This is a genomic window from Streptomyces sp. NPDC048361 (genome assembly GCF_040651795.1).
Lineage (GTDB): Bacteria > Actinomycetota > Actinomycetes > Streptomycetales > Streptomycetaceae > Streptomyces.
The window spans coordinates 29,324-49,714 of record NZ_JBEZKW010000042.1; the positions used below are offsets into that span (position 1 = coordinate 29,324).

The window sequence follows — 20,391 nt, forward strand, 5'->3', positions numbered from 1 at the left end:
GGTCCTCTCGGAACAGGGATAGCGGGGGAGTGGGGGTCAGAGCTCGCCCACGTCGGTGACGCGCAGCACCGCGCGGCCCTCTTCGTCGGAGGCCGCCAGATCGACCTCGGCGCTGATGCCCCAGCCATGGTCGCCGTTCGGGTCGGCGAACGCCTGACGGACGCGCCACAGGCCGTGCGCCGCGTCCTCCTCGATCGAGAGCAGCTTGGGGCCGCGCGCGTCGGGGCCGGTGCCGAGATCGTCGTACTCGTCCCAGTACCTGTCCATCGCCTCGCCCCACGCGTCGGCGTCCCAGCCGGCCTCGGCGTCCAGCTCGCCGAGCGCGGTGAGGTTGTCCAGGGCCGCCAGCTCCACCCGGCGGAACATCGCGTTGCGTACGAGCACCCGGAAGGCGCGGGAGTTTGCCGTGACCGGCTTGACCTCGTCGGCCTTCTCCTGCGCCTCCTCGGCGGTCTGCACCTCGGGGTTGGCGAGCTGCTCCCACTCGTCCAGGAGCGAGGAGTCCACCTGGCGCACCATCTCGCCCAGCCAGGCGATCAGGTCCTCCAAGTCCTCGGTCTTCAGGTCGTCGGGAATGGTGTGGTCGAGCGCCTTGTACGCGCTCGCCAGATAGCGCAGCACGATGCCCTCGGTGCGCGCCAGCTCGTACCAGGAGGTGAACTCCGTGAAGGTGAGCGCCCGTTCGTACATGTCACGGATGATGGACTTCGGCGAGACCGGGTGGTCGCCGACCCACGGGTGCGACGTCTTGTAGACGTTGTACGCGTGCCACAGCAGCTCTTCCAGCGGCTTCGGGTACGAGATGTCCTGGAGCCGCTCCATGCGCTCCTCGTACTCGACGCCGTCCGCCTTCATCTGCCCGACGGCCTCGCCGCGCGCCTTGTTCTGCATCGCCGCGAGGATCTGGCGCGGGTCGTCGAGCGTCGACTCGACGACCGAGACCATGTCGAGCGCGTACGACGGCGACTCGGGGTCCAGGAGGTCGAAGGCGGCGAGCGCGAACGTGGAGAGGGGCTGGTTCAGGGCGAAGTCCTGCTGCAGGTCGACGGTGAGCCGGATCGTACGGCCCTCCGCGTCCGGCGTCGCCAGCTGCTCCACCACGCCGCCGTCGAGCAGCGAGCGGTAGATCGCGATGGCCCGGCGGATGTGCCGCAACTGCGCCTTGCGCGGCTCGTGGTTGTCCTCCAGGAGGTGGCGCATGGCCTTGAATGCGTCGCCCGGCCGGGCGATCACCGAGAGCAGCATGATGTTGGTGACCCGGAAGCGGGAGGTCAGGGGCTCCGGCTCGGAGCCGATCAGCTTCTCGAAGGTGGTGTCCGACCAGCCCACGAACCCCTCGGGGGCCTTCTTGCGGACCACCTTGCGGCGCTTCTTCGGGTCGTCGCCCGCCTTGGCGAGCGCCTTCTCGTTCTCGATGACGTGCTCGGGGGCCTGCGCGACGACATAGCCCGCCGTGTCGAAGCCGGCCCGGCCCGCGCGCCCCGCGATCTGGTGGAACTCGCGGGCCCGCAGGGTGCGTACGCGGGTGCCGTCGTACTTGGTGAGCGCGGTGAACAGCACCGTACGGATGGGGACGTTGACGCCGACGCCGAGGGTGTCCGTACCGCAGATGACCTTCAGCAGACCCGCCTGCGCCAGCTTCTCGACCAGGCGGCGGTACTTGGGCAGCATCCCCGCGTGGTGCACGCCGATGCCGTGCCGGACGTAACGCGACAGGTTCTGGCCGAACTTGGTGGTGAAGCGGAAGTTGCCGATCAGGTCGGCGATCTTGTCCTTCTCCTCGCGCGTACACATGTTGATCGACATCAGCGACTGCGCGCGCTCGACCGCCTGCGCCTGCGTGAAGTGCACGATGTAGACCGGCGCCTGCTTGGTTTCGAGCAGCTCGGTCAGCGTCTCGGTGATCGGCGTCGTCACATACTCGTACGAGAGCGGCACGGGCCGGGTCGCCGAGCGGACCACCGCCGTCTGGCGGCCGGTGCGGCGGGTGAGGTCCTTCTCGAACATCGCGACGTCGCCGAGGGTGGCCGACATCAGGACGAACTGGGCCTGCGGAAGCTCCAGGATCGGGATCTGCCAGGCCCAGCCGCGGTCGCCCTCGGCATAGAAGTGGAACTCGTCCATGACGACCTGGCCGATGTCGGCGTGCTTGCCGTCGCGCAGCGCGATCGAGGCGAGGACCTCGGCGGTGCAGCAGATGACGGGGGCGTCCGCGTTGACGGAGGCGTCACCGGTCAGCATGCCCACGTTCTCGGTGCCGAAGAGCTTGCACAGGTCGAAGAACTTCTCCGAGACCAGCGCCTTGATCGGCGCGGTGTAGAAGGTGACCTCGTCCCTGGCGAGCGCCGCGAAGTGCGCACCGGCCGCCACCAGGCTCTTTCCCGAACCGGTGGGCGTGGAAAGGATCACGTTGGCCCCGGACACGACCTCGATCAGCGCCTCCTCCTGGGCCGGGTACAGGTTGATGCCCTGTTCCTCGGCCCAGGTGGAGAAGGCCTCGAAAAGGGCATCGGGGTCGGCACTCGGCGGCAGCTGATCGATAAGGGTCACGCCCCCATCTTGCCTGGCCCGGACCGTAAGCGGGAACCGGCCGCCGAAGCGAAGATCATCGCAGGTAGGCTGCCCGTGCGGCCCGTCTGCGGACGGGCCGTCAACTGTGCGTACGAGCAAGAGGAATGGGGCGGGGCACGGCCATGATGGGACCAGCGCACTCACTGTCGGGGGCCGCGGCCTGGCTCGGAGTGGGCGCCGCCGCTGCCGCCGCCGGGCATCCCATGCCGTGGCCGGTGCTCGCCGTGGGTGCCCTGATCACGGCGGGCGCGGCGCTCGCGCCCGACCTCGACCACAAGTCGGCGACGATCTCGCGCGCGTTCGGTCCGGTGTCCAAGGCGCTGTGCGGCATCGTCGACGACCTCTCGCACGCCGTCTACAAGGCGACCCGGGGCCCCGGTGACCCGCGCCGCAACGGCGGTCACCGTACGTTGACCCACACCTGGCTGTGGGCCGTCCTGATCGGGGCGGGTGCGTCGGCGGCGGCGGTGTTCGGCGGGCGCTGGGCGGTCCTCGGCATCCTCTTCGTACATCTGGTCCTCGCGGTGGAGGGTCTGCTGTGGCGGGCCGCCCGCGTCTCGAGCGATGTGCTGGTGTGGCTGCTGGGCGGGACCAGCGCGTGGATCCTCGCCGGTGTCCTCGACAAGCCCGGCAACGGCTCGGACTGGCTGTTCGCCGGTCCCGGCCAGGAGTACCTGTGGCTGGGCCTGCCGATCATCCTGGGCGCGCTGGTGCACGACATCGGCGACGCCCTGACGGTCTCGGGCTGCCCGATCCTGTGGCCCATCCCGCTGGGCCGCAAGCGGTGGGCTCCGCTGGGGCCGCCGAAGGGGATGAGGTTCCGTGCGGGGAGCTGGGTGGAGCTGAAGGTGTTGATGCCGGTGTTCATGATTCTGGGCGGGGTGGGTGCGGCGGGAGCCCTGAACTTCATCTAGCCCCGCCCGAAACCCCCGGGGGCCTGCGCCACGCTGCCGGGCAGGGCCACCCACCTGGGGGCGCGGGGAACTGCGCGAGCGACCCCGCACGGTCCGCGGTGAACCGATGGCAGGGGCATCCGGGGCCCTGCCCCGCGGTGCCGGGTAGGGGGCACCTACCTGGGGGCGCGGGGAACTGCGCGAGCGACCCCGCACGGTCCGCGGTGGGCCGAGTGGCCGAGGGCACCCGGGGCTCGGCCAAGCCCCGCCGCGTGCCCTCCCTCGCGCCGCAGGCTATCCGTGCCAGGACCGCCACAGTGCCGCGTACGCCCCGTCCGCCGCCACCAACTCCTCATGACTCCCCAGCTCCGTGATGCGTCCGCGTTCCACGACCGCGATGACATCCGCGTCGTGCGCGGTGTGCAGCCGGTGCGCGATCGCCACCACCGTGCGGCCGTCCAGGACGCGGGCCAGGGAACGTTCCAGATGGCGGGCCGCGCGCGGGTCGAGCAAGGACGTCGCCTCGTCCAGGACCAGCGTGTGCGGGTCGGCCAGGACCAGCCGGGCCAGCGCGATCTGCTGGGCCTGCGCCGGGGTGAGCGCCAGACCGCCCGAGCCGACCTCCGTGGCGAGGCCGGAGTCGAGGGCCCGCGCCCAGCCGTCCGCGTCGACCGCCCCCAGCGCCGCCCACAGCTCGGCGTCCTCGGCGCCCGTACGCGCGAGCAGCAGGTTGTCGCGCAGCGAGCCCACGAAGACGTGGTGCTCCTGGTTGACCAGCGCCACATGCCGGCGCACCCGCTCCGCCGGCATCCGCGACAGCTCAGCCGCGCCGAGCGTGACCCGGCCCGCGCGCGGCGCGTAGATCCCGGCAAGGAGCCGGCCGAGCGTCGACTTGCCCGCCCCGGACGGGCCGACAAGAGCGACCCGGGTGCCCGGGGCGACCGAGAGGGAGACCTCGTGCAGGACGTCCACCCCCTCGCGGTAGCCGAAGCGCACGTCGTCCGCCTCGACGTGTCGCCCCTGCGGACGCACCTCCGCGTCGCCCGCGGCCGGCTCGATGTCCCGTACGCCGACGAGCCGCCCGAGCGACACCTGCGCCACCTGGAGCTCGTCGTACCAGCGCAGGATGAGCCCGATCGGCTCGACCAGCATCTGGGCGAGCAGCGCGCCCGTGGTGAGCTGCCCGACCGTGATCCAGTCCTTGAGGACGAAGACCCCGCCGATCGTCAGCACCGACACCATGATCGTCATATGGGTGACGCTGACCACGGGGAACAGCACCGAGCGCAGGAACAGGGTGTATCGCTCCCACGCGGTCCACTCGGCCACCCGCTGGTCCGAGAGCGCGATGCGGCGCGCGCCCAGGCGGTGCGCCTCGACCGTGCGGCCCGCGTCCACCGTCTCCGTCAGGGCGGAGGCGACCGCCGCATACCCGGCGGCCTCCGAGCGGTAGGCGGCGGGCGCCCGACGGAAGTACCAGCGGCAGCCCACCACCAGCACCGGCAGCGCGATCAGGACCGCGAGGGCGAGCGGCGGGGCCGTGACACCGAGGGCGCCGAGCAGCAGCGCCGCCCACACCACGCCGATGGCCAGTTGCGGCACGGCCTCGCGCATCGCGTTGGCCAGGCGGTCGATGTCGGTGGTGATCCGGGACAGCAGATCACCCGTGCCCGCGCGCTCCAGGACGCCCGGCGGCAGCCCCACCGACCGCACGAGGAAGTCCTCGCGCAGGTCGGCCAGCATCTCCTCGCCGAGCATTCCGCCGCGCAGGCGCACCGTGCGGACGAACACCGTCTGGACGGCGAGCGCCGCCGCGAACAGGGCCGCCACACGCCCGAGATGGAGGTCGCCGACACCCGTCGACAGATCCTCGACGACACCGCCGAGGAGGTACGGGCCGACCATCGACGCGATCACGGCGACCGCGTTGGTCCCGATCAGGATCGCGAACGCCTTGCGGTGGCGCCGCAGGAGTTCACGTACGTATGCACGGACCGTGGCCGGGGTGCCCACCGGCAGGGTGGTGGCCGTCTCCGGGGCCGCGGGGTCGTACTCCGGTGCTGCCACGCCGATCACGCCGATCATGCCGATTCCTCCACTTTCTCCATCGCCCGGGACACTGCCTTCGTCTCGCCCTCGTCCGTCTGGCACCTCTCGTCCGGCTTGGCCGTCTCGTTTGTCCTATCCCTTGTCCTATCCGTTGTCATGTCCGTCTCGTGGGTCTCATGCGTCTCGTCCGTCTCGCGGGTGACCACCGCGCGGTACCGGGCGTCGGTGCGCACCAGTTCGCGGTGCACGCCCACCGACGCGACCTCGCCCTCGTGTACGAACACCACCCGCTCGGCCACGTCGAGCAGCAGGGGCGACGACGTGAACACGACCGTCGTCCGCCCGGCGCGCAACCGCTTGACACCGTCCGCGACGCGCGCCTCGGTGTGCGAGTCCACCGCGGACGTCGGCTCGTCGAGCACGAGCACCTCGGGGTCGGCCACCAACGAGCGTGCGAGGGCGAGGCGTTGGCGCTGGCCGCCGGAGAGCGAGCGGCCCCGCTCGGTGATCCGGGTGGCCATCGGGTCGCCCCCGCCGTCCACCGATGCCTGCGCGAGCGCGTCGAGTACGTCGTCGCAGTGCGCGGCCCGCAGTGCGGCCGCCGCCTCGACCTGCCCGGACGACGGCACGTCGAGCAGGGCGCGCAGTGTGCCCGAGAGCAGCACCGGGTCCTTGTCCTGGACGAGGACGGCCGTGCGGGCACACGCCAGGGCGAGCCCGTCGAGGGCCACCCCGCCGAGCAGCACCGAGGGCAGCCCGTCGGACTCCGGGGCGTGGCCGCCGAGCCGGTCCGCGAGGCGCCCCGCCGCGTCGGGGTCACCGCACACCACGGCCGTCAACCGGCCCTCGGGCGCCAGCAGTCCGCTCGCGGGGTCGTAGAGGTCACCCGTGGGCGGTTCTGTCAGAGGGGCGTCCGAGAGCGGCTCGGCACGCGGCCCGGACGGCACCCCCGTGTCCGTCCCGGCCGGGTCGGTGACCCGCTGGAGTGCGAGCACCCGCGCCGCCCGCTTCGCGGAGGGCCGCGAGAAGGAGTACGCCATGGCGATCTCCTCGAAGTGCTGCAAGGGGTACAGCATCAGCGTCACCGCGCTGTAGACGGTGACCAGTTCACCCACGGCGATCCGTCCGTCGAGGGCGAGCCGCGCGCCGTACAGGACGACCGTGATGAGCAGCAGTCCCGGCAGTAGCACCTGGACGGCGGAGATCAGCGACCACATGCGGGCGCTGCGCACCGCGGCCCTGCGGACCTCCTGCGACGCCTCCCGGTAGCGGCCCAGGAACAGCTCCTCACCGCCGATACCGCGCAGCACCCGCAGACCGGCGACCGTATCGGACGCCAACTCCGTGGCCCGGCCCGCCTTTTCGCGCTGGACATCCGCGCGCTGCGTCGCGCGCGGCAGCAACGGCAGGACGGCCAGGGCGAGGATCGGCACGCCGATCGCGACGACGCTCCCGAGCGCGGGCTGATAGACGACGAGACCGACGCAGATGATCACCAGTGCGGCGGCCGCCGCGACGAACCGCGACAGCGCCTCGACGAACCATCCGATCTTCTCGACGTCGCCCGTCGATACCGCCACCACCTCGCCCGCCGCGACCCGGCGCGTGAGCACCGAGCCGAGGTCGGCCGCCTTGCGGGCCAGGAGCTGCTGCACCCGGGCCGCGGCCGTGATCCAGTTGGTGACGGCCGTGCGGTGGAGCATCACTTCGCCGAGCGCGATGGCGACGCCGAGCAGCACGTTGAGGGCCGCGGCCATCGCGAGCCGGTTGCCCGAGCGGTCGACGGCCGCCTGTACGGCGAGGCCGACGGTCAGCGGAAGGCCTGCGATGCCGCACTGGTGGAGCAAGCCCCAGCCGAGCGCCTTGAGCTGGCCGGCGAGCTGGTTGCGGCCCAGCCAGTAGAGGAAACGCGGGCCCGAGCGGACATCCGGCTCACCCGGATCCGTATAGGGAAGATCGCGAATTTGCATGACGTCCCGGGCTTCCTTGCGTCGAGTGGCGTGAGCCGTGCAAGGTTCGCCCTTTCATGGTGGGGTTTTCAATCGATTTTTCCGCGTTGGAGCTCAGAACGCGCCACGTTCCACCCGCCGGGTCTGGCGTCACGGGCGTGCTCGCGCTTCACTCCTCGTCCATGAGACGACGAAGGATCATGTCCATGCTCGGCGGCCTCACCCTGGCCGCCGCCGCGATGCTCGGCACGGGGCCGGCGGCGATCGCCGCCACCCCGCCCGCCGCCACCCCGCCGACCGAGTTCGGCACCGACTGGCACGACCCGCTGACGGCGGCGCCACCGGTGGCGAGGCCCCACACCAAGTCGTGCCAGGTCACCCTTGCCGCGACCCAGTTCCGCGACTACACGCCCTACCAGGGGAGTTACGTCCCGCCGAAGGGCTGCGGCGACCGGTGGAGCAAGGTGGTGCTGCGCCTCGACGGCAAGGTCAAAGGGCGTCAGTACGACCGTCTCGGCTATCTCCACGTGGGCGGTGTGGAGGTGTTGCGCACCTCCACCCCCGAGCCGTCGCTGGACGGCATCGCCTGGAACGTCGAGAAGGACGTCACGCGTTACAGCGCCACCCTCCGCTCCGCGCAGCCCGTCGAGATGCTCATCGGCAACACCGTCGACGACACCTACACCGGCGTCATCGACGTCAAGGTGACCCTCACGTTCTACGCCGCCGACGCCAGGAACGCGCCCGCCGCGGCACCCGACCGGGTGCTCCCGCTGAACACCCCGCAGGTCACCACGGGGCGCACCTCCGAACGCGTCCTCGCCGAGGTGTACGCCACCGGCTCGGGCGGCGGCTGCGAGGAGTTCTGGTACCTCGCGGTCCCCGACCCCGCGACCTACTCCTGCAAGGCACCGGCCGGACCCAACCGCGAGGTGCAGATCACGGTGGACGGCCAACTCGCGGGCATAGCAGCCCCGTTCCCCACGGTATGGACGGGAGGCTGGTCCAACCCCTTCCTCTGGTACGTCGTGCCCGCGCCCCGCGCCTTCGACGTGCAACCGGTCACCTACGACCTGACGCCGTACGCGGCCCTGCTCAACGACGGCCGCCCGCACCGGGTGGAGGTGTCCGTAGCCGGCGTGCCCGCCGGACAGGGCGGCTGGTCGACGCCGGCCAACCTGCTCATCTGGCAGGACCACGGGCGTAACGCCGTCACCGGAGCCCTGACCCGCCACGACGAGACCGCGCCGGTCAACTCCACGACGTACAAGCCCGGTTCACCCGAACTGCGCCTCGACGCCGCCGGCAGCCACCGTCTCACCACGGCCGGATACCTCGACACCTCGCACGGCCGCGTCACCACCACCGTGACCCGCTCGGTGTCGAGCGACTCGGTGCACCGGTGGACCGGGGACGAGAACACCGATGCGCTGAAGGGGAATTGGCACGACGACGAAAGCGTGACGACCCGGGGCCGCGGCCCGGCCGTGACCGCACGGAACGACCGTACGTACACGATGGACGGCACGACGACCATCGCCGCGGACGGCCGGCTGCGCACCGCCATCACCCTCGGCGACCGCGCGGACGCCCTCACCCTGCGCGGCACACGCCCGACCGCCTTCTCGCACCTCGACGACACCTACCGGGGTGACGCCTCCTGGACGATGAACGTCCCGCGAGAACAACGCCACGCGACCGGCACCTCCGCCGAGCGCTACCGTCTGTACGGCTCGGACGGCTGCTACGACCGCAGCCTCAAGACGGCCCAGGGCACCCTGACCGAGGACGTCCGACACTGCTGATCCCCAACTACTGGTCCCGGCCGGGCACTTGGAGACATATCAGGTGCCCGGCCTCCGTCCCGCCGCCTACGCTCGCCGTATGGCTTCTGTGCGGGTGGGACTCACGCGGCGGGGTCTGTGACCTGAACGCGCCCCGCGTGTCGGGCGCTCACGTCTCCGTCGGCTTCTCGGAGTCCATACCGGGGCGGGCCCTGTCCCACTCGCCGCGGGTGAAGTCGGGGATTTCCTGGGGCATGCCCCGCTGCTTGATCGACAGATGGCTCAGAGGGACCGGCGATGTCCACGTCGCCGCGTCGTACACGTCGAAGTCCGGGACGAGTCCCAGGCGCATGCACTGCATCAGGCGGTACACCAGCATGTAGTCCATCCCGCCATGTGTGCCCGGCGGGTTGGCGTGCTCCTTCCACAACCAGTGGTCCCACTCGGCATACCGCGAGAAGTCGCCCCACGCGTCATTCCGGTGGTCCGGCTCGATGTAGATCCGCTCGGGGTAGTCCTCGAAGAGCCCCTTGGTGCCGGCGAGGCTGTTGATCCGGCTGTAGGGGTGGGGTGTCGACACATCGTGTTCCAGGCGGATCACCCGGCCCTTCGCGGTCTGAACGAGGCTGATCGTGCGGTCGCTCCCGATGTAGGTCTCCTTCCAACTCGCGTCACCGGCAGGCACGTTGGCGGCCCGGTACTGCTTGAGGCCCAGCGAGGGCGAGCCGACGCTGACGATGCTCACCGCCCGGTCGCCACGGTTGAGGTCCATGTAGTTGGCGACGGGACCGAAGCCGTGGTTGGGGTAGAGGTCGCCGCGGAGCCGGGTGTGCCACAGCCGGCGCCAGGGACCTTCGTAGTAGCCGGGGTCGAACATCATCGCGCGCAGATCGTGGTTGTACGCACCCGCCCCGTGCAGCAGGTCGCCGAACTTCCCGGCGTGCGCCATGCGCAGGACCCGCATCTCGTTGCGCCCGTAACAGCAGTTCTCCAGCTGCATGCAGTGCCTGCGGGTCCGCTCGGAGAGGTCCACCAGGTCCCACAGCTGGTCCAGTTGGAGCGCCACCGGGCACTCCACCCCGACGTGGACCCCGTTCAGGAGCGCCGACCTGGCGATCTCGAAGTGGGAGTCCCACGGGGTCGCCACATGCGCGAAGTCGATGTCGCCACGCTTGAGGAGCTGCTCGTAGTCGTGGTCGCCGTGCACATACACGGCGGGCGCGGGCTGCCCGGCCGCGGCCACCTTGGCGGCGGCCCGCTCGGCCTTCGCCTTCACCGGGTCGCACAGCGCCACCACGGCGACGCCCGGCACGGCCAGATACAGGTCGAGCATCGCGGCACCACGGTTGCCGAGGCCCACCATCGCGACCCGTACGGTCGAACGCCGCTGGAAGGGCACGCCGATCATGGTGGCGCCCTGACGTGGGCGTTCCCGCGCAGGTGACCGTTCCGCCGCCGCGGCCGGACCGACCGACGCCCCGAGCCCGACGGCGGCGCCCGCGGCCCCCGCGGACCACAGGACGGAGCGGCGGCGGACGTCGTGGTGCTCCCGTGCTACGTCGTTCATCGAGCCTCCTGGTGATCGACCGGATGTCCCCGGCTGTCCATGGGCCGGCGCCCGCGCAGCCCTCACCGGCCTCGGAGGCCGGGGCAGGTCGTGCGCTGGGGCGTCGGCTGGACTCTTGATACCGGTCCGTGGACCTCCGGCGGGGCTTCCCCGCGACGGCGGGCGGGGCGTGTCGGCCACCCGTGCATCGCGCGGGCCGGCCGAGGCGCTCAGCTGCGGCGCGGAGACTCAACGCCGGGACGCGTCACCCGTTCGCGGGGACGGGGCCCGCCGCCCTCCCCGGCGCAGGGCTCGCGGAGCGGGCACCGGGAGCGGCATGACCAGGGCCCCTTCGGGTCGCTCAGCAGCCGCGCTCCGGGGATCCGTCCACCAGAGTCGTCAGCAGCCCGCCGAGCACCTCGCGCTGGTCGGCGGTCAAGGGGGCGAGGATCTCCTCGGCTGCGCCCCTGCGCGCGCCGCGCAACGCGCGCAGCGTGGCGCGGCCCGCGTCCGTGAGCTCGATGCGGATCACGCGGCGGTTGCTCGGATCCGGCACCCGGCGCACATCGCCGCTCTCCTCCAGCGCGTCGACCAGGGTGGTCACGGCGCGGGGCACCACTTCGAGACGGGCCGCGAGATCGGCCATGCGGGGCGGCTCGGTCCAGTGCGCCACCGTGCGCAGCAGCCGGGACTGGGCGGGCGTGATGCCGACCGGCTCCAGGTGGTGCTTCTGAATCCGGTGCAGTCGGCGGGTGAGCCGCAGCAACTGCTCGGCCAGCAGACCGTCGGCGTCGGGGGCCCGGGAAATGTGTGGCTGCATACGGGAACAATAACAGGACCTGGTTCATTGTGAGTATAGGTAACAATGAGCTAGGCTCTCGAAATCGTCACCGTTCCGCCTGCCGGTCGGACGGCCTCCCCTCCGTCGCCCCACCCCTGTTCTATCGCCCCTGCTGTCGTCTCACCCCTGTCGAAGGAGCCCATGCGCCCCGAACAATCCACCTGGACACCCCCGCCCCGCGGCACCGAGCCCCAGGAGCCGGCCCAGATCCGCCGCATCCTCGCCCTCTTCCGCCCCTACCGCGGCAGACTCGCCGTCGTCGGACTGCTCGTCGCCGCGTCCTCGCTCGTCTCGGTCGCCTCGCCGTTCCTGCTGCGCGAGATCCTCGACGTGGCGATCCCGCACAACCGCACCGGCCTGCTGAGCCTGCTCGCCCTCGGCATGATCGGCACCGCGGTCCTCACCAGCGTCTTCGGTGTGCTCCAGACACTGATCAGCACCACCGTCGGCCAGCGCGTCATGCACGACCTGCGCACCGCGGTCTACGCCCAGCTCCAGCGGATGCCGCTCGCCTTCTTCACCAGGACCCGCACCGGCGAGGTGCAGTCCCGTATCGCCAACGACATCGGCGGCATGCAGGCGACGGTGACCTCCACCGCCACCTCCCTGGTCTCCAACCTGACGGCCGTCATCGCCTCCGTCGTCGCCATGCTCGCCCTCGACTGGCGGCTGACCTGCGTCTCGCTCCTGCTGCTCCCGGTCTTCGTGTGGATCAGCCGCAGGGTCGGCCGCGAGCGCAAGAAGATCACCACCCAGCGCCAGAAACAGATGGCCGCGATGGCCGCCGAAGTCACCGAATCGCTCTCGGTCAGTGGCATCCTGCTCGGCCGCACCATGGGCCGCGCCGACTCGCTGACCAAGAACTTCGCCGCCGAATCCGAGCGCCTTGTCGACCTCGAAGTGCGTTCCAACATGGCCGGGCGCTGGCGCATGTCCACCATCGGCATCGTCATGGCCGCCATGCCCGCCGTCATCTACTGGGCGGCCGGCCTCGCCCTCCAGAGCGGCGGTCCCTCGATCTCCATCGGCACCCTCGTCGCCTTCGTCTCGCTTCAGCAGGGCCTGTTCCGGCCCGCCGTGAGCCTGCTCGCCACCGGCGTGCAGATACAGACCTCGCTCGCCCTCTTCCAGCGCATCTTCGAATACCTCGACCTGCCCGTGGACATCACCGAACCCGACGAGCCGGTCCGCCTGGCCACCGCGCGCGGCACGGTCCGCTTCGAGGGTGTCGACTTCCGCTACGACGAGAAGCAGGAACGCCCCACGCTCTCGGGCATCGACCTGACCGTGCCCGCCGGTGGCAGCCTCGCCGTGGTCGGCCCCACCGGCTCCGGCAAGTCCACGCTCAGCTACCTCGTGCCGCGCCTGTACGACGTCACTGGCGGCCGCGTCACCCTGGACGGCGTCGACGTGCGTGACCTGGACTTCGACAGCCTGGCCCGAGCGGTCGGCGTGGTCTCCCAGGAGACGTACCTCTTCCACGCCTCGGTCGCGGAGAACCTCCGCTTCGCCAAGCCCGACGCCACCGACGACGAACTGGAGGCCGCGGCCCGCGCGGCGCAGATCCACGATCACATCGTGTCGCTGCCCGACGGCTACGACACCCTCGTCGGCGAGCGCGGCTACCGGTTCTCCGGAGGGGAGAAGCAGCGCCTCGCCATCGCCCGGACGATCCTGCGCGACCCGCCCGTCCTCATCCTCGACGAGGCGACCAGCGCGCTCGACACCCGGACCGAACACGCGGTGCAACAGGCCATCGACGCGCTCTCCGAAGGTCGCACCACCATCACCATCGCCCACCGCCTCTCCACCGTGCGCGATGCGGACCAGATCGTCGTCCTCGATGCGGGTGTCATCGCCGAGCGCGGCACCCATGAGCAACTCGTCGAGCGTGACGGCAGGTACGCGGCACTGGTGCGCAGAGACGCCGAACCCGCCCCCGTCCGTAGCTGAGCCCGAACGGATCCCGGACGCGGCGACGCTGCGCGCGGTGGTCACGGACACGGCGACGCCGCCGCTCCCGTGGGACGGGGAACGGCGGCGCCGGGCGTGACGACCGTCAGACGAGCCAGCCGAGGAAGTGGAAGACGCCGGCGAGCAGGTCGGTGATGAGGTTCATGATCGTGCTTTCTGCTGGTACGGAGGCATCGGGGCGATGCCGTCATGGGACTGCGCAAACCCGGTCTGCAGCCCGCCGCTTGCGCCCCTCAAGCATCCGTCGCCACACGGGAGTTGAGCAACGAATGGCGTGACGATCACGCGTACCAGCGAACACCCGATCCCCTGTTCGCGTGTTCCCACGTGCCGACCGCGGCGCGTGGCGGCGCCCCCCGAATGTCTGATATGTCAGAAGTTCGGGGGTAGCGTGCCGTCATGAGTGACACCCCGTACGGCCGACCTCCCCGGCTGACCCGTCGCGGCCGCCTGCTCCTGCTCCTGATCGCCCTGCTGGTCGTGGTGGTCACCGTGGTGCTCGTTCTGGTGCTGCGGAAGCCGGGCGCTCCAGCCAGGAGCCTCGTCGTCCCGGAGGGGTGGCGGGCGAGCCAGGTGTACGCGGCCGTCGACAAGCGCCTCGATCTGCCACCCGGCACCGCCAAGAAGGCCGCGGCCTCGGCGCAGCTCAAACTGCCGGCCGAGGCGAAGGGCAACCCCGAGGGGTATTTGTTCCCGGCGACCTATCCGGTCACGGACGACACGACCCCGGGTGGCCTGCTCGGCTACATGGTCGACACCGCCAACCGGCGCTTCGGGCAGGACCGGATCGCGGAAGGCGCCAGAGGCAGTGGCCTGACGGTGTATCAAGTGGTGACCGTCGCAGGGATCGTGCAGGCCGAGGCCGACTCGGCGGCCGACATGGGCAAGGTCGCCCGCGTCATCCGCAACCGCCTGGAGCGGGGTATGCCGCTCCAGATGGACTCGACGCTCAACTACGCGCTCAACCGCTCGACCCTGGCCACCACCATGGGCGATACCACGATGGAGAGCCCGTACAACACCTATGTACACAAGGGGCTGCCACCCACCCCCATCGGCAACCCCGGGCAACAGGCCGTGGACGCCGCGATCCGCCCCACCCCCGGCAACTGGCTGTACTTCGTGACGGTGGCCCCCGGCGACACCCGCTTCACCGACAGCTATGCCCAACAGCTGCTCAACGTAAGGGAGTTCAACGAGAACCAGAAGAAGCGGGGCAGCGCCGGTTGATCACACCCCGGCCGATCGCGCACCGACCGATCGCACCGCAAACGATCGCGCGCCGGTCGACCACGAGCAGCTCCACCGCGCGCCGGTTGATCACACCCCGGTCGAGCACGCGCCGGCCGATCGCGCCGCGACCGATCGCACCCCGACCGGTCACACCCCGGCCGGCACGCGCTTCAGGAGTCGCGCGATCTCCCGTACCGCCGCCCGGCCGGCCCGGTTGGCGCCGATCGTCGACGCCGAGGGACCGTAACCGATCAGATGGACCCGCTCGTCCCTGACCGCCCGCGTTCCTTCCAGGCGGATGCCACCGCCCGGCTCGCGCAGCCGCAGTGGAGCGAGATGGCCGATGACCGGACGGAAACCGGTGGCCCACAGAATGACATCGGCCTCGACGTCGCGTCCGTCGTCCCAGGCGGCCCCGTGCTCGGTGAGCCGGTCGAACATCGGCAACCGGTCGAGGACGCCGTTGGCCCGCGCCGCACGCACGGCGTCGTTCAACGGCAGCCCGGTCACCGACACCACGCTCCGCGGGGGCAGCCCGAGCCGTACCCGCTCCGCCACCCTCGCCACGGCCTCCCGCCCGGCCTCCTCGTCGAAGGGGCCCTCGCGGAAGACCGGCGGCCGGCGCGTCACCCAGGTCGTCTCCGCCGCGACCTCGGCGATCTCCATCAGGTGCTGGGTGCCCGAGGCTCCGCCGCCCACCACGATCACCCGCTGTCCGGCGAAGACCTCGGGTCCCGGATAGGTCGCGGTATGCAACTGCCGTCCCCGGAACGTGCTTTGACCCGGATAGCGCGGCCAGAAAGGCCGGTCCCAGGTCCCGGTCGCGTTGATCAGCGCACGCTTCGCGTAGCGGCCCCGCGAGGTCTCGACGATCAGTCGGCCGCCGTCGCCCTCCCGCACGGCGTGCACGTCCACGGGCCGGTGAACCCGCAGGTCGAAGGCATCCTCGTACGCCGCGAAATACGCCCCGATCACCTCGGACGACGGGCGGTCCGCGGCCGCGCCGGTCAGCTCCCTGCCGGGCAGGGCGTGCATGCCGTGCACCTTGCCGTAGGTGAGGGACGGCCAGCGGAACTGCCACGCCCCGCCCGGTCGCGGCGCGTGATCGAGGACCGCAAAATCGCGATCGGGCTCCAGGCCGGCCCGCCGCAGGTGGTAGGCGCCGGACAGGCCCGCCTGGCCGGCGCCTATGACCACCACGTCCACCTCGCGCACCCCGATATCGTTCACGGTTCTACCAACCGTGCGGGGTGCGGAGATCTTCCCGGGGCGGCCCCCGACCACCCCCCTCAGCGACCGCCGCCCACAAGGAGCGGGGCTCCGCCCGGCGCGGAGGCCGGGCGCCCGTTGGCCGCGGGCACGCCGAGCAGCGGCGAGGCGGGGATCGTCGACAGGAGCCCGCGCCCTGCGAGGAGCGGCGTCACGCCCTCGCCGAACCAGTACGCCTCCTCCAGGTGCGGGTATCCCGAGAGCACGAAGTGCTCGATGCCGAGCTCGTGGTACTCCTCGATCCGGTCGGCCACCTCGCCATGGCTGCCGACAAGGGCCGTACCGGCCCCGCCGCGCACCAGACCCACGCCCGCCCACAGGTTCGGCGAGATTTCGAGCGAGTCCCGCGAGCCGCCGTGCAGGGCGAGCATCCGCTGCTGGCCCACCGACTCGCTCGCGCCGAGCGCCTGCTGGGCCGCGGCGATCGTCTCGGCGTCGAGATCGCCGAGCAGCCGGTCGGCCGTCGCCCACGCCTCGCGCGAGGAGTCCCGCGAAATGGTGTGCAGCCGGATGCCGAACCGCACCGTGCGGCCGCGCTCCTCGGCGAGCCCCCGGATCCAGTCGATCTTCTGCTTCACCTGCGCGGGCGGCTCGCCCCAGGTCAGATAGACATCCGCGTGGTCGGCGGCCACCGGGCCGGCCGCCGGCGAGGACCCGCCGAAGAAGATCTCCGGCAGCGGGTCCGGCGGCAGCGCGGTCAGACCGCCCTCCACCTGGTAGTGCTCGCCGTCGAAGTCGTACGGCTGCCCGCGCCACACACCGCGGACGACCGAGAGGAACTCCGAGGTCCGCGCATAGCGCCGGTCGTGGTCGAGGTGGTCGCCGAAGCGGCGCTGCTCGGTGGAGTCGCCTCCCGTCACCACGTTGAGCAGCAGCCGCCCGCGTGTGATCCGCTGATAGGTGGCGGCCATCTGCGCGGCGAGCACGGGGGAGATCACGCCGGGCCGGAAGGCGACGAGGAACTTCAGCCGCTCGGTGTGCTGGGCGAGCGCGGCCGTCGTCAGCCACGCGTCCTCACACCACGTGCCCGTGGGGGTCAGCACGGCCTCGAAGCCCAACTGCTCGGCGGCCTTGGCGATTTGGGCCAGATACTCGATGTCGGGCGCGCGCACCCCGGTCACCGGGGAGAGCCGCGAGCGCTTGAGGCCGCCGTCGGTGTAGGCGTGTCGGTCGACCAGGGTGCGGCCGTCACCGCCGGTCGGCAGGAACCAGTGCAGGTGAACGGTCATCAGGAGGAGGCCTTTCCGTACGAGCGGGGCGCGGTGGTGGACGGCGGGAGCGTGCCGTTGAAGCGGGTGTCGACGTAGTCCTTGAAGGCGAAGCGGCGCGGGATCAGCTTCAGATCGGCGAAGGTGTCGGCGATCTGCTGTTCGGAGGAGACCGCGGCGTCGTCCAAGGCCACCGCGACCCGGGTCCCGTTGCTGCGCCGCACCGAGTCGAGCGCCACGGAGTAGGGGAGCCCGGTCTCCTTCGACCAGACCTTGGCCCATTCCTCGGGGTGCTTGAAGACCCAGTCCTGGGCGCGGTTCAGCCGGGTGAGGTAGTCGCCGATGGCCTTCGCCTTCGCCGGGTCGCCGAGCGAGGCGGGCGAGGCGACCTGGAACCCGAGGCCGTTGGTCAGGCCCGTCCCCGTCGCCAGGACCCGACCCTTCTTGGCGCCGAGTACCTGCGAGGTGTACGGGTCCCACACGGCCCAGGCGTCGACCTTGCCCCGGTTGAAGGCGGCCAGCGCGTCGGCCGGCTGGAGATAGTTGAGCGTGACGTCGCCGATGCCGAGTCCGGCCTTCTTCAGGGTGGCCAGCAACTGGTAGTGCGCGGAGCTGCCCTGGGCCACCGCGATCGACTTGCCCTTGAGGTCCGAGGGCGCCTTCAGCGGGGAGTCCTGGGGGACGAGGATGGTCTCGCCCGCGGAGGAGCCGTGGCTCGCCGCCACGACCTTGATCTTGGAGTTGGCTCCGGCGGCGAAGACGGGGGGCGTGTTGCCGACTGCGCCGATGTCGACGGCTTTGGCGTTCACCGCTTCGAGCAGCGGCGGCCCCGAGGTGAACGTGGACCACTTGATTTTGTAGTCGAGGTGGTCGAGTTCGCCGGCCGCCTTCAGGAGGGACTGCGAACCGCCTTTCTGGTCACCGACGTTGAGCGTGAGGGAGCCGGCCCCAGAGCCGGGCCCGGTCTTGGAGTCGGCCGCGGGATTCCCGCCGCAGGCCGCGATGAGAAGGGCGAGCGGCAGCAAAAGAACGGGCAGGGCGTGGCGTCGCATCAGTACGTGCTTCTTTCTGGATCACTGGGGAGGGTCTGAAGGCCGGTCGGGGGAGCCGGCGGTGAAGGCGGGCTGTCGCACACCCAGTTCGCCGAGGAGGCGGGAGCGCAGTGCGGCGAATCCGGGGGAGCCGACTGAGCGGGGCCGGTCGAGACCGACCGCTGTGTCGTGGGCGATGGCTCCGTCCCGCATGACCAGGACCCGGTCGGCGAGCAACAGGGCCTCGTCCACGTCGTGTGTCACCAGGAGGACCGCGCAGCCGCGCCGCTGCCACAACTCGGCCACCAGCTGCTGTGCCTTGATGCGCGTCAGCGCGTCCAGCGCGCCGAACGGTTCGTCGAGCAGCAGCAGGTCGGGCTCGCGCACCAGCGCCCGGGCGAGCGAGGCGCGCTGGGCTTCCCCACCGGAGAGCGTCTTGGGCCAGGCGTCGGACCGGTGAGCGAGACCCACTTCCTCCAACGCTGCCTCTGCGAGCGCCCGTTGGGGCTTGCCGGGCAGTCCGAGCAGGACGTTGCGCCACACCCGCTTCCACGGCATGAGACGCGGCGCCTGGAAGGCCACGGCCCGCCGCCGGGGGACCAGCACCGTGCCCTCGATCTCCCGGTCGAGCCCGGCGAGCACACGCAGCAGCGTCGACTTGCCGCAGCCGCTGCGCCCGAGCAGTGCGGTGAACTCACCGGCTCGCAGGGTGAGATCGAGCCCGTCGATGACGGGGCGCCCGCCGAACGCGCGGGTGAGTTTCTCGACCCGTACGGCGTCCGGTGCGGCGCCGCGTACCGCGTCCGGTGCGGTGTCGGCGGTGGCCGGGGTCATGGTCACTGGCCCGTGAAGGTCGGTCGCCATTGCAGGAGCAGCCTTTCGAGAGTGCGGACGGCCACGTCGGCGAGCAGGCCGAGGAAGGCGTACACGACCAGGCACACGACGATCACGTCCGTGCGGAAGAACTCGCGGGCCTGGTTCATCAGGAAGCCGATGCCGTCGTCCGCGTTGACCGACTCGCCGAAGACCAGGGCGAGCCAGGCCGTGGCGAGGGAGTACCGCAGCCCGGTCATCGCGCCGGGCAGGGCGCCAGGCAGCACCACATGGCGCACCAGACCCCAGCGGCCGAGTCCCAACGCCTGTCCCGCCTCGACGAGTTGGGCGTCCACGCCCCGAATGCCGGCGTACACGTTCAGATAGAGATGGAAGGCCACACCGAGCGCGATGAGGGCGACCTTGGGGGCTTCGCCGATGCCGAGCCAGATGATGAATAGCGGGATCAGACCCACCCAGGGCACGGTGCGCAGCATCTGTACGGTGGCATCGATCAGGTCCTCGCCGAGCCGTGAGAGCCCGGAGAGCAGGGCCAGGGCGATGCCGGCGGCGCCGCCGATGAGCAGCCCCAATGCCACGCGCTGGAGTGAGATGCTCATCGCCGACGGCAGTGTGCCGTCGCCGATCAGACCGGCTCCGGCGCGGGCCACCGTGCCGGGCGAGGCGAGGGTGTCGGGGCTCAACACCCCGGTGGCGCTGAGGACTTGCCACAGGACGAGCAAGGTGAGCGGTCCCACGGTGCGGCGCACCCAGCGCGGCACGGAGCGCAGCCCGCCACGACGAGTGGTTACGGGAACGACGGGTTCGAGAACGGGGCCGGGGGACCGAGTCGCGACCCCATCGTGCGGGATGGCCCTTTCGGGCGGGGAGGCCCCTTCGGCCGGGGTGGCCCGTTGGGGCGGGGTGGCCCGTTCGGGTGGGGCGGCTGCGTCCGGCGGGGCATGGTCGACGGTCATGGGGACTCCGTGGGTCCAAGGGGTGGAAGGAGAGTGGGGAGGGCGGCCCCGGGCAGGCCAGGTCGGCGCGCACCGACGTGGACGGTCGCGAAGGCACGCCCTCACGGGGCGGGGGGAGCGAGGAACTGGCGCGGAGCACGACCTCACGCCCCGCCACCCCACACCGACGGACGCCGGTGGGCGAGGGGCAGGCACGGGAAGAGCCCGGGCAGGGGCAGGTCGAGCAGGCCGGGAAAGCTCAGCGAAGGGATCC

At 71.3% G+C, this 20,391-nt stretch carries 14 protein-coding genes; 4 read left to right on the forward strand and 10 right to left on the reverse strand.

Annotation, left to right across the window (positions count from 1 at the left end):
* Nucleotides 1-36 precede the first annotated feature (36 nt).
* Nucleotides 37-2,550, reverse strand: coding sequence for a DUF3516 domain-containing protein (locus AB0D31_RS23360; RefSeq protein ID WP_362726303.1), 2,514 nt, complete (start codon nucleotides 2,548-2,550; stop codon nucleotides 37-39).
* A gap of 143 nt (nucleotides 2,551-2,693) precedes the next feature.
* Here AB0D31_RS23360 and AB0D31_RS23365 point away from each other — a divergent pair, with 143 nt between their 5' ends.
* On the forward strand, nucleotides 2,694-3,485 hold the full coding sequence (locus AB0D31_RS23365) for a metal-dependent hydrolase (RefSeq protein WP_362726306.1): 792 nt from the start codon (nucleotides 2,694-2,696) through the stop codon (nucleotides 3,483-3,485).
* Between the two features lie 273 nt (nucleotides 3,486-3,758).
* Here the strand turns inward: AB0D31_RS23365 and AB0D31_RS23370 are convergent, their stop codons facing one another.
* Together AB0D31_RS23370 and AB0D31_RS23375 are read right to left on the reverse strand one after the other, a co-directional pair.
* Entirely contained in the window at nucleotides 3,759-5,540 is a 1,782-nt protein-coding gene (locus tag AB0D31_RS23370) for an ABC transporter ATP-binding protein (RefSeq protein WP_362726386.1), read from the reverse strand.
* Between the two features lie 5 nt (nucleotides 5,541-5,545).
* Nucleotides 5,546-7,483 carry an ABC transporter ATP-binding protein gene (locus AB0D31_RS23375; protein WP_362726309.1) on the reverse strand — a complete coding sequence of 646 codons (1,938 nt, stop codon included), beginning with the start codon at nucleotides 7,481-7,483 and terminating at the stop codon, nucleotides 5,546-5,548.
* 161 nt (nucleotides 7,484-7,644) lie between these two features.
* On the opposite strand from AB0D31_RS23375, the gene AB0D31_RS23380 reads away from it, so the two are divergent.
* Nucleotides 7,645-9,267: a peptide-N4-asparagine amidase gene (locus AB0D31_RS23380; RefSeq protein WP_362726311.1), complete on the forward strand. Its 1,623-nt coding sequence runs from the start codon at nucleotides 7,645-7,647 to the stop codon at nucleotides 9,265-9,267.
* A gap of 148 nt (nucleotides 9,268-9,415) precedes the next feature.
* Here AB0D31_RS23380 and AB0D31_RS23385 read toward each other — a convergent pair whose 3' ends face one another.
* Together AB0D31_RS23385 and AB0D31_RS23390 are read right to left on the reverse strand one after the other, a co-directional pair.
* Entirely contained in the window at nucleotides 9,416-10,813 is a 1,398-nt protein-coding gene (locus AB0D31_RS23385) for a Gfo/Idh/MocA family oxidoreductase (protein ID WP_362726314.1), read from the reverse strand.
* A 340-nt stretch (nucleotides 10,814-11,153) separates the two neighbouring features.
* Entirely contained in the window at nucleotides 11,154-11,612 is a 459-nt protein-coding gene (locus AB0D31_RS23390; RefSeq protein WP_362726317.1) for a MarR family transcriptional regulator, read from the reverse strand.
* Between the two features lie 162 nt (nucleotides 11,613-11,774).
* Between AB0D31_RS23390 and AB0D31_RS23395 the strand changes: the two genes are divergently transcribed.
* Both AB0D31_RS23395 and mltG read left to right on the forward strand, forming a co-directional pair.
* On the forward strand, nucleotides 11,775-13,586 hold the full coding sequence (locus AB0D31_RS23395; RefSeq protein ID WP_362726319.1) for an ABC transporter ATP-binding protein: 1,812 nt from the start codon (nucleotides 11,775-11,777) through the stop codon (nucleotides 13,584-13,586).
* Between the two features lie 420 nt (nucleotides 13,587-14,006).
* Nucleotides 14,007-14,837 carry an endolytic transglycosylase MltG gene (gene mltG, locus AB0D31_RS23400; RefSeq protein ID WP_362726321.1) on the forward strand — a complete coding sequence of 277 codons (831 nt, stop codon included), beginning with the start codon at nucleotides 14,007-14,009 and terminating at the stop codon, nucleotides 14,835-14,837.
* A gap of 150 nt (nucleotides 14,838-14,987) precedes the next feature.
* On the opposite strand, the gene AB0D31_RS23405 is transcribed toward mltG, so the two are convergent.
* Genes AB0D31_RS23405 through AB0D31_RS23425 form a run of 5 tightly spaced genes read right to left on the reverse strand, consistent with a single transcriptional unit; the run spans nucleotide 14,988 to nucleotide 20,138 of the window.
* Entirely contained in the window at nucleotides 14,988-16,070 is a 1,083-nt protein-coding gene (locus AB0D31_RS23405) for an NAD(P)-binding domain-containing protein (protein WP_362726323.1), read from the reverse strand.
* Nucleotides 16,071-16,129: 59 nt separating this feature from the next.
* Nucleotides 16,130-17,338 carry an LLM class flavin-dependent oxidoreductase gene (locus tag AB0D31_RS23410; RefSeq protein ID WP_362726326.1) on the reverse strand — a complete coding sequence of 403 codons (1,209 nt, stop codon included), beginning with the start codon at nucleotides 17,336-17,338 and terminating at the stop codon, nucleotides 16,130-16,132.
* The gene (locus AB0D31_RS23415) at nucleotides 17,338-18,369 is read right to left on the reverse strand and encodes an ABC transporter substrate-binding protein (RefSeq protein WP_362726328.1); all 1,032 of its coding nucleotides are present in this window, start codon (nucleotides 18,367-18,369) and stop codon (nucleotides 17,338-17,340) included. The genes AB0D31_RS23410 and AB0D31_RS23415 overlap by 1 nt, the downstream gene beginning before the upstream one ends.
* Nucleotides 18,370-18,390: 21 nt before the next feature.
* The gene (locus AB0D31_RS23420) at nucleotides 18,391-19,212 is read right to left on the reverse strand and encodes an ABC transporter ATP-binding protein (RefSeq protein ID WP_362726331.1); all 822 of its coding nucleotides are present in this window, start codon (nucleotides 19,210-19,212) and stop codon (nucleotides 18,391-18,393) included.
* A complete protein-coding gene (locus AB0D31_RS23425; protein ID WP_362726334.1) occupies nucleotides 19,185-20,138 on the reverse strand; it encodes an ABC transporter permease in 954 nt (317 codons plus the stop codon). The genes AB0D31_RS23420 and AB0D31_RS23425 overlap by 28 nt, the downstream gene beginning before the upstream one ends.
* Nucleotides 20,139-20,391: the final 253 nt, after the last annotated feature.